Genomic DNA, 1,611 nt, shown 5'->3' on the forward strand with positions numbered 1-1,611 from the left:
GATCAGCGTGCTACGGGCATAGTGAATTCAGCGCCTTTAGAGATGCTTTCGGGCCAGCGCTGCATGATGGACTTCTGCTTGGTGTAGAAGCGGACGCCTTCCTCGCCATAGGCGTGGGTGTCGCCGAACAGGCTCTTTTTCCAACCGCCAAAGCCGTGCCAGGCCATCGGTACCGGGATCGGAACGTTCACACCAACCATGCCAACCTGAATCTGACGACCGAACTCGCGGGCGGCGTTGCCATCGCGGGTGAAGATGCTGACGCCGTTGCCATACTCATGGTCGTTGATCAGTTGGACGCCCTCGGCAAAGCTGTCGACGCGAATGCAGGACAGCACCGGGCCGAAAATCTCTTCGCGGTAGATGGTCATGTCAGGGGTGACATTGTCGAACAGGGTGCCGCCCAGCCAATAGCCATTCTCGTGGCCCTCGACGGTATAGTCACGCCCGTCAACGATCAGGTCCGCCCCCTCTTCGACACCTTTGTTGATGTAACCGGTGATCCGCTCATGCGCGGCTTTGGTGACGATCGGCCCCATCTCGGCATCCATCTCAACACCGTTTTTGACCTTGAGAGATGCAAGGCGCTCTTTGATCATCGGCACGATCTTGTCGGCAACATCGCCAACCAAAGTCGCGACCGAGATCGCCATGCAGCGCTCACCGGCCGAGCCATAGGCCGCACCCATCAGCGCATCGACGGCCTTGTCCAGATCAGCGTCGGGCATGACCAGCATGTGGTTCTTGGCGCCACCCAGAGCCTGGACGCGTTTGCCGTGACGCGCGCCGGTTTCATAAATGTAATTGGCAATCGGGGTCGAGCCGACGAAGGAAATCGCCTGAACATCCGGATGCTCGAGCAGCGCGTCGACGGCAACCTTGTCGCCCTGAACCACGTTGAAGACACCATCGGGGAAGCCCGCCTCTTTCATCAGCTCGGCATACATCAGCGACGGGGTTGGGTCGGTCGGCGACGGCTTCAGCACAAAGGTGTTGCCCGCAGCAATGGCGACCGGGAACATCCACATCGGCACCATGACCGGGAAGTTGAACGGGGTCACACCGGCCACAACGCCAAGAGGCTGGCGCAGAGTCCAGTTGTCGATGCCGGTCGAAACCTGATCGGTGAAGTCACCTTTGAGCAGTTGCGGGATGCCGCAAGCAAACTCGACGATGTCGATGCCGCGCTCAACCTCACCGCGGGCATCGGTGAAGACCTTGCCATGCTCGGCGGTGATGGCGCGGGCCAGCTCGTCCTTGTGTTCATTCAGCAGGTTCAGAAACTTGTTCATCAAGCGCGCGCGGCGGATCGGAGGAACATTAGACCACGCCGGAAAGGCCGCCTTGGCCGCTGCAACAGCCTGATCGACGTCCTGGCTCGACGCTAGATCAACTTTGCCGGTCAGCTCACCTGTCGCCGGGTTGAACACGTCTTGGGTACTCGTGCCTGCCCCAGAAAATAATGCGCCATAAATGTAATGGCCGATAGCGGTCGTCGTCATGGATGCTTCCTCCTTGGCTCAAAGCAGTTTCCTCGAACCACCACCCAGAAATCCAATGACTAATGAAACCAACTGTTATAAACAAAATTAATATGAAACCCATCTCTGA

The 1,611-nt window shown here is 58.3% G+C and carries 1 protein-coding gene; it reads right to left on the minus strand.

The genetic code is table 11. From position 1 onward, the window contains the following. Positions 1-2 precede the first annotated feature (2 nt). Complete coding sequence (locus ACR0EO_RS22065; RefSeq protein WP_480693057.1) at positions 3-1,502, minus strand: CoA-acylating methylmalonate-semialdehyde dehydrogenase; 1,500 nt, start codon at positions 1,500-1,502, stop codon at positions 3-5. Between the last annotated feature and the right edge of the window lie 109 nt (positions 1,503-1,611).

Source organism: Ruegeria sp. BE9, assembly GCF_056538765.1.

Excerpts from the sequence above, each read along its gene's own strand:
- ACR0EO_RS22065 (WP_480693057.1), bottom strand. The coding sequence starts at position 1,502 with ATGACGACGACCGCTATCGGCCATTACATTTATGGCGCATTATTTTCT.